This window comes from Micromonospora sp. NPDC049102 (assembly GCF_043197485.1).
In the GTDB taxonomy this organism is placed as follows: Bacteria; Actinomycetota; Actinomycetes; order Mycobacteriales; family Micromonosporaceae; genus Micromonospora.
Map to the genome: position 1 here is coordinate 49,960 of NZ_JBICTE010000043.1, position 7,238 is coordinate 57,197.

At 68.9% G+C, this 7,238-nt stretch carries 7 protein-coding genes and 2 pseudogenes; 3 read left to right on the top strand and 6 right to left on the bottom strand.

Going from position 1 to position 7,238, the window contains the following annotated elements:
- Window positions 1-8: 8 nt before the first annotated feature.
- The 3 genes from rpsN to rpmB are packed head-to-tail and all read right to left on the bottom strand — an operon-like array spanning window position 9 to window position 717.
- Window positions 9-314, bottom strand: a complete 306-nt coding sequence (rpsN, locus tag ACGFH9_RS28675; protein ID WP_393225282.1) for a 30S ribosomal protein S14 — start codon at window positions 312-314, stop codon at window positions 9-11.
- A complete protein-coding gene (gene rpmG, locus ACGFH9_RS28680) occupies window positions 314-481 on the bottom strand; it encodes a 50S ribosomal protein L33 (protein ID WP_393225285.1) in 168 nt (55 codons plus the stop codon). The genes rpsN and rpmG overlap by 1 nt, the downstream gene beginning before the upstream one ends.
- Window positions 481-717, bottom strand: a complete 237-nt coding sequence (gene rpmB, locus ACGFH9_RS28685; protein ID WP_393225287.1) for a 50S ribosomal protein L28 — start codon at window positions 715-717, stop codon at window positions 481-483. Before rpmB ends, rpmG begins: the two co-directional genes overlap by 1 nt.
- 197 nt (window positions 718-914) lie before the next feature.
- Here rpmB and ACGFH9_RS28690 point away from each other — a divergent pair, with 197 nt between their 5' ends.
- Both ACGFH9_RS28690 and ACGFH9_RS28695 read left to right on the top strand, forming a co-directional pair.
- Entirely contained in the window at window positions 915-2,210 is a 1,296-nt protein-coding gene (locus tag ACGFH9_RS28690) for a CobW family GTP-binding protein (protein WP_393225290.1), read from the top strand.
- On the top strand, window positions 2,207-2,467 hold the full coding sequence (locus ACGFH9_RS28695; RefSeq protein ID WP_393225292.1) for a type B 50S ribosomal protein L31: 261 nt from the start codon (window positions 2,207-2,209) through the stop codon (window positions 2,465-2,467). Before ACGFH9_RS28690 ends, ACGFH9_RS28695 begins: the two co-directional genes overlap by 4 nt.
- A 740-nt stretch (window positions 2,468-3,207) precedes the next feature.
- Here the strand turns inward: ACGFH9_RS28695 and ACGFH9_RS28700 are convergent.
- The 3 genes and pseudogenes from ACGFH9_RS28700 to ACGFH9_RS28710 all read right to left on the bottom strand — a co-directional run bounded on the left by ACGFH9_RS28700 (window position 3,208) and on the right by ACGFH9_RS28710 (window position 5,694).
- Window positions 3,208-4,439, bottom strand: a pseudogene (locus tag ACGFH9_RS28700) (GTP-binding protein).
- On the bottom strand, window positions 4,436-4,615 hold the full coding sequence (gene rpmF, locus ACGFH9_RS28705; RefSeq protein WP_393225293.1) for a 50S ribosomal protein L32: 180 nt from the start codon (window positions 4,613-4,615) through the stop codon (window positions 4,436-4,438). The pseudogene ACGFH9_RS28700 and the gene rpmF overlap by 4 nt, the downstream one beginning before the upstream one ends.
- A gap of 662 nt (window positions 4,616-5,277) precedes the next feature.
- Window positions 5,278-5,694: a Fur family transcriptional regulator gene (locus tag ACGFH9_RS28710; protein WP_203118058.1), complete on the bottom strand. Its 417-nt coding sequence runs from the start codon at window positions 5,692-5,694 to the stop codon at window positions 5,278-5,280.
- 613 nt (window positions 5,695-6,307) lie between these two features.
- Here ACGFH9_RS28710 and ACGFH9_RS28715 point away from each other — a divergent pair.
- A pseudogene (locus tag ACGFH9_RS28715) lies at window positions 6,308-7,067 on the top strand (serine protease); the annotation flags it as partial.
- Window positions 7,068-7,238 lie beyond the last annotated feature (171 nt).

The following is a 7,238-nucleotide window of genomic DNA, read 5'->3' on the forward strand; positions in this document are numbered from 1 at the left end:
TGGTGACATCACCAGGACGCCTTGCGCACCCCGGGCAGCTCGCCACGCAGAGCCAGCTCGCGGAAACGCACCCGGGACAACCCGAACCGGGTCAGCACCCCGCGCGGGCGCCCGTCGATCTGGTCGCGCGAGCGCAGCCGCACCGGGCTGGAATCCCGCGGCAGCCGGCTCAGCCGGCGCACCGCCTCGGCGCGTACCTCCGGGTCGGTGTCCGGATGGGCGATCAGCCGCTTCAGCTCCGCCCGCCCCTCGACGTGCCGGGCGACTAGTTCCTCGCGGCGCGCCTGCCGATTGACCAGGCTCTTCTTGGCCATCAGCGGGCCTCGCGGAACTCGACGTGCCGGCGGACGACCGGGTCGTACTTGCGCAGGACCAACCGGTCCGGGTCGTTGCGGCGGTTCTTGCGGGTGACGTACGTGTAGTCGGTGCCGGCGGTGCTGCGCAGCCGCACGATCGGTCGCACATCGGTCTGGCGGGCCATCAGAGCTTCACCCCCCGGGCGCGCAGCTCGGCGACGACCTTCTCGATGCCCTTTCGGTCCGCGGTCTTGAGCGCCTTCGTCGTCAGGGTGAGGCTGACCCATCGCCGTTGCGACGGCAGCCAGTAGCGGTGGTTCTGCAGGTTCGGGTTCCACCGGCGGCGGGTGCGCCGGTGGGAGTGGGACACGGCGTTGCCGAAGCTCGGCTTCGCGCCGGTGACGTCACAACGTCGGGACACAGTGAGCGCTCCCTTGCTCGTTGGAATGATAACGACAACGGTTTTCAGTTCTACATCATCCGATCGGTCAGGTCCACCCCGGGTCATTGCTGACGAAACCAGCCGGAGCCGTCGCGCCCATCTGACCGCCGTTCGCCTCACCAGCCCTCGTGCGCCTAGAATGACAATCGTTTTCAGTAAGTATCGAGAGGAGTGCGATGTCGTCGTCACCACAGGCCCCGACCCACGTCGTGACAACGGACGCGGATACCCGACCCTCGTTGACGGTGCTGTCCGGGTTCTGGCCAGCGGCGACCTTCGCCGTAGCCCGGGCGCTGCTCGCCGCCGACGAGTCACTGCTGCTGGTGCGCCACGACCTCACCGGGATCCGCGAGGACGCTGTGCGCCGTGTGGTGCGCTGCACCAAAGGCATCGTCGAGGACGAGCAGGTCAACCTGAGGCACGGTTGCATCTCGTGCACCCTGCGCGAGGACGTGCTGCCCACCCTCGTCCGACTCGCCCGCAGCCATCCCGGCCACGACCTGGTGCTGATGCTGCCCGAAGTGGTGGAACCCGAGGCGGTCGCCGCCGCCTGCGCCCACTGCCTCGTCGACGGCGCACCCATCACCGCGCTCATGCGCGTCGACTCCTACGTCACCGTCCTCGACGCCGAACACCTACTCGACGGCCTCGCCAGCACCGACGACCTCACCGCACTCGGCATCCAGGCCGCAGAGGACGACGACAGAGCGCTCGCCGACGTCGTGGTCCGCCAGATCGAGTACGCCGACACCCTGGTGCTCTGGGGACAGTCCCGGGAAGGCGCCTTCGACACCAGCCGGCTGTCGGTCCTGCTGCAGCGCATGGCGCCCTGGGCGGTGCACATCCGCATCGACGGTGACCGCGTCGACGCCAGCACGCTGACCCGCCAACTGCGCCACACCCATCGGCACCGGCCAGAGACCCCCGGGGTATTCGCCCGCGGCCTACAGGGCTACACGCTGGGAACACACGAGCCGGAATCCGACTGCGGTGTGGTTTCCGCCGTCTTCCGTGCCCGCCGCCCGTTCCACCCGCAACGCCTGCACGACGTCCTGGAGCAGGTCAACGCCGAGATGATCCGCTCCCGGGGCCACCTCTGGCTGGCCAGCCAACCCGACACCGTCGTGGCCTGGGAGTTCGCCGGTGGCGGTCTGGCCATGGGCTCACTCGGACACTGGCTGGCAAGCCTGCCCGAGGACCGCTGGGAGCACGTCGACGACCAACGCCGCCTCGCCGCCGCCATGGAGTGGGACCCCTACTACGGCGACCGCCACCAGCACCTGGTCTTCATCGGCCTCGACGTCGACCCCGTCGACCTGCACCGCGCCCTCGCCCGCTGCCTGCTCACCGACGCCGAACTCGCCGACGGCGAGGCGATGTGGCGCACCTACCACGACCCGTTCGCCGGCTGCTTCCCCCTCGAGGCGGAGGAACTGGCAGACACCGACACTGAAGGAGCGCAACCCGCATGAAGCCCGGAATCCACCCCGACTACCGACCCGTCGTCTACCGCGACAAGAGCGCCGACTTCGCCTTCCTCACCCGCTCCACCACCACCAGCGACCAAACCATCGAATGGACCGACGGCAACACCTACCCCGTCATCGACGTCCAGGTTTCCTCCGCCAGCCACCCCTTCTGGACCGGCAAGCAACGCCTGCTCGACACCGCGGGGCGAGTCGAGAAGTTCCGCCAGAAGTACGCCCGCCGCGGACCCCAGAGCAGCTGACCATCGGGTGCCGATCGACTGGACCGGCCGGCGTCACAGCTGGTGCGGGCCGCCCGGCACGATCGGGTCTGGCACCTGACGGTCGACCGCGAGCTAGTCACCCCCGGCGACCGACTCGCGGTCGACCGTCAGCGGCGGCGCCGGCGGGAAGGCCCTCGCCATGACCCGATCGCTCCGCCGCGCTGACGTCCCGACCGAGATAGCAGCCCTGCGCCGAGTCAGCAGCCCCGCGGGAGACGCTGCGCGCTCCGGCGCGCCGCGTTGGAGAACCTCACACGCGTTGGAGAACCTCACACAGGTCTGACCCCCACCGGGCGTAGCCGCCCCGTCATAGCGCTGCAGGCCGGGGGCTATGCGCCACCCGGCCCGACCGGACTCCTCACAGGGCGCTGAGCAGCCCGGCGGTGAGCGTCAGGCGCACACCCTGGTACGCCTGAGCGCGGTCACTACGACGACTCTTCTGCTGAGGATCCGGCAACAGGAAGGCGACCAGCCCGGCGAGGACCGCCTCGGCGCTCCGGGCCGCAGCCCGACGTCGATGACACCAACGCCTGGCCGGATGCCAACGCGCGCACCAGTTCGACGCCGTCGCGCGCCCTCTGGGCACGTGTCCGCGTACGGTCTCGGCGCCGACGCGATCAGCGGCCCGGACGCGCCGCGGCCCAGCTTCGTACGGGGTAAAGCGGCTCACGATCGCGCCGCTACCGGGTGACATCGTCCGAGTCAGGTGGTTGTCATGCTCAGATCTGAACCGGGTCGCGATGGTCGTGTTCGTGCAGGTCGCTCAGGTCCCAGGTGGGGAACGGATCGGGCAGCCCCCGCCAGGAATCCTGTCCGGCGGCGATCTCGGTGTCGGTGAGCAGGCATGCGGTCAGGGCTACCCGTAGGCCCTGACGGTCCAGGTCGATACCGATGAGGACGAGTTTCTGCTGCCTGTCTCCAAAGACCGGATGCCAGCGAGACTCCAGCTCGATGCGCTCGTCGGGATCCTCGGGCCATTCCCCGGAGACCACGACGGGCACGCCGACGGGATCGCACCGGCCTGAAGGGCCGGCCTGCGACCACAGTGCCTGCACGTCCGGGCGGCTGGCCAGCCACAGGAATCCCTTCGACCGCACCACACCGAACACGTCCAGCCCGCCGGCCAGCAGGTCCCACAGTCGCTGCGGGTGCATAGGTCGATGGTCGCGGAAGACGATGCTGGAGATGCCGTATGCCTCGGTTTCCGGGACGTGCCCGCCATTGAGCTCGGCGACCCAGCCGGGCGCCGTCTCGGCCCGCTCCAGGTCGAACCGGCCCGTGTGCAGGATCTCCGCCGGGGCACCCGGCCATGCGTGGCACGGACCTGTCGGGCGGCCGGATTCAGGCGGGTCAGCAGTGCCTCGACCACGGCCAGATCCTCTGGGGCGACCAGGTCGGTCTTGTTGACCACCAGCACGTCGGCGAACTCGATCTGGTCGACCAGCAGGTCGGAGATGCTCCGGTCGTCTCCCTCGTACGCGGCCAGCCCACGTGCCTCGAGGGTCTCCTCCGCTTCGATGCCGGCCAGCAGGCCCGCCGCGTCGACCACCGTCACGGTGGTGTCCAGCCGAGCCAGGTCATCGAGGATCTGCCCGTCCTCTACGCCGAAGGCGAACGTCGCGGCCACTGGCATCGGCTCGGAGATGCCGCTGGACTCGATCAGCAGGTAGTCGAAGCTGCCCCGCCGGGCCAACAGGGTCACCTCATCGAGCAGATCGTCGCGCAAGGTGCAGCAGATACAGCCGTTGGTCAGCTCAATGAGCCGCTCCTCCGTCCGCGACAATGCCCCGCCGTCCCGCACCAAGGCAGCGTCAATGTTGATCTCGCTCATGTCGTTGACGATCACCGCCACCCGCAGCCCGTCACGGTTGGCCAGCACGTGGTTGAGCAGGCTGGTCTTGCCCGCGCCGAGAAACCCGGACAGCACTGTCACCGGTAGCCGGCCCGTCACGGCTGATCCACTACCTGGCGCCCCTTGTACAGGCCGCAGTGCGCACAGGCTCGGTGCGGCACCGCCATCTCCTTGCGCGGGCAAGGACAAGGCGTCAACTGCGGCACAGTCGCCTTCCAATGTGCGCGACGGTGGCGGGTGTTGGACCGGGACATCTTGCGCTTGGGCACGGCCATGAAGGATCTCCTCACCGGGGTTCGGCAAGATGCTAATGGTTCCCGTTTTTGATTAGGGGCTCGGGTGCCTGAGGGCTCACCCGCATGACCTTTTGGTTGGACGCGCCGGTCCGGCGACCCGGCGGACGGGCTAGCGGCGGTGGGGCGGACCCGACGTAAGCAGGCCACTGACCGGACAGCAGCTTTCTTGCTGACTGTGCCCAGCGCCACGCCGTGAGACATCGAAGACCGCGAGGCGACCGGAGGTAGCACGCTCCGCCGCGGACCCGCCTGATGGGTGAGCGGCCTCATGAGTGAGACAAGTGCGAGAGCACTGTTGGCCGCAAGGGCTCTGGCCGGGTCGGGTGGAGCCGGCCGGCGCGACGCCACGCCAGGGTGCCGCGCCGACCGGAATCCGCCCTACCAGAAGCACCCCTCCTGCGACGGATATCGACAATGGTAACGAGTTGCAGGAAAGCTGGAAGAGGTTAAGGGGCTGGTGCAGCTTGGCGGCGTCGGCGGCCAGGACTGGGAGCTTCCCTCAGTGCGCCCATGAGTTTCATCGACGCGACGCGCCCTGAGTCAGCCCCACGTCGAGGCGCTCGGCTACCACGGACCGACCGACCAGGGCCCGGGTTCTTCCGGACTTCCCGCCTTGGCTTCAGGAGACGACCGTCGATCGTTTAGCGCACGCACTCGGCACACGTGCCGAAGATTTCCAAGGTGTGGCCGACGTCGACGAACCCGTGCTGGGCGGCAACCTGGTCGGCCCAGCGTTCCACGGCCGGGCCGGCCACCTCGACCGTGCGTCCGCAGTCTCGGCAGACCAGGTGGTGGTGGTGTTTGCTCTGGCTGCACCGGCGGAAGAGCTGTTCGCCGCCCGGCAGTCGAGTCGAATCGATCTCACCGGCATCCACCAGCAGCTGCAACGTTCGATAGACGGTGGTCAGGCCGACGCCCGCCTTCCGCGCGAGCAGCATCTGGTGCAGTTGCTGCGCCGAGTGGAAGCCCTCCACCTCGCGCAGCAGCGCCAGCACCTCTGCCCGCTGTCGGGTGTTCCGGGTCACATTCGGCATCGCCTGGTTCACCGTGGCCGCCATCCTCCCGTGATTTCGGGCGCCGCCGGGCCTACCGCTGCCGACACGTCGCCTCGCTGCCCGTCGGACCATTATGCGTCGTTGCGCATGTACGCCGCCGCACCATCCCCCCCATCTCCTTGCCGTTGCGGGGCAGTGCGAATCAGCCCGCGGCGGGAGGAGCGCGACCCACGAGCGCGGTAATGAAAACCGGAACGAGTGCTGATAGGGCAGCATAAGCGACAGAGCGGCAACGCCGGCGAAACGCGGTTTCCGCAGGCGGCCTGCTGGCGGAGCTTGCGGCGTCGGCCCAGCGTGGTGAGGTCGGTCCGGTCGACGTCACCAACGCCGTTCGCTCGGCATGACATCCGCGCGACCCTGCTGGCACGCGGCGGTCGATGAGCGGCGATCCGACGCCGGATTCCCGCGGCGTGGCCCGTGGCCGATTCTGGTCAGGGAACCCGTCCTTCGAGGTCATAGCGGCCGACCTCGCCCTCAGAGATGAAGAGCCAGCTGATGATGTCACGGGGAGATCACAACGTCGATCCATCTATCGACATCGACTACCAACACCACGAAGGATGCGCTCATACGCGCCCTGTCATCTCAGGGCCCCGTTCTCTGGAGGAAAGAGAACGTGAGTAGATCCCGAAACCTGAGCAGGCGTACCTCCGCCGCGCTCTTCGCTGCGGTCCTGGCCTCCGGTGCCATGACCGTGACGGGTGGTGCCGCCACCGCGAGCGCCGCTCCCTCCACCCCCGACACTGCGCAGGGCACCCCCCGCCGAGGCGTTGGGCTCGCACGACGCCAAGCTGCTCGCCCAGGCCGAGGCGAAGCACGCGCCGACGGTCACCCTGATCGTCGCCGCCGAGAAGGGCCAGAGCAACGCCGTCGTCGACGGGGTCGAGGCCCTCAGCGACGCGGTCAACCGACGCTTCGACCAGATCGGCTACGTCCTGGCCACCGTGCCCACCAGCAAGGTGCTCAAGGCCGCCAGGCTACCGGGCGTCACCGCCATCGACCTGGACGAGGTCATCCAGCTGCCGGACCCGACCGCCGGCACCGCGACCGCCGGCGCGAAGGCCGCCACGCAGGGCGCGACGCTCAGCGGTCCCGGCGCGGGCACCGGCGCTGTGAACCCGTACATGCCGACCAACGAGACCGGCGCGGAGTCCTTCAAAGCCGCCCACCCGCAGTGGGACGGCCGCGGGGTGACCATCGGCATCATGGACTCCGGCATCGACCTGGACCAGCCGGCGCTGCAGAAGACCACGACCGGTGAGCGGAAGATCATCGACTGGGTCACCGCCACCGACCCCGTGACCGAGAACGACGGCACCTGGCGGCGGATGGTCACCGAGGTGAGCGGCCCCTCCTTCAGCGCGGGCGGCGCGACGTAGACCGCGCCGGCGGGGACTCAGACCCGGTTCATCGCCATCAACCCCTACGGCGTGCCGGTGGTGAGCTTCCCCAGCTTTGATGGAGGGGTGTTTACCTGCTGCCGGTCGGTGCAGGGGTGACGCTATCTGGCTCGGTCTGGCTGGTGTGTTGGTGGTGCCAGGCGGTTT

Coding starts and splice junctions, on each gene's coding strand:
- rpsN (WP_393225282.1), bottom strand. CDS start 314: ATGGCCAAGAAGAGCCTGGTCAATCGGCAGGCGCGCCGCGAGGAACTA.
- rpmG (WP_393225285.1), bottom strand. CDS start 481: ATGGCCCGCCAGACCGATGTGCGACCGATCGTGCGGCTGCGCAGCACC.
- ACGFH9_RS28690 (WP_393225290.1), top strand. CDS start 915: ATGTCGTCGTCACCACAGGCCCCGACCCACGTCGTGACAACGGACGCG.
- ACGFH9_RS28695 (WP_393225292.1), top strand. CDS start 2,207: ATGAAGCCCGGAATCCACCCCGACTACCGACCCGTCGTCTACCGCGAC.
- rpmF (WP_393225293.1), bottom strand. CDS start 4,615: ATGGCCGTGCCCAAGCGCAAGATGTCCCGGTCCAACACCCGCCACCGT.
- ACGFH9_RS28710 (WP_203118058.1), bottom strand. CDS start 5,694: ATGGCGGCCACGGTGAACCAGGCGATGCCGAATGTGACCCGGAACACC.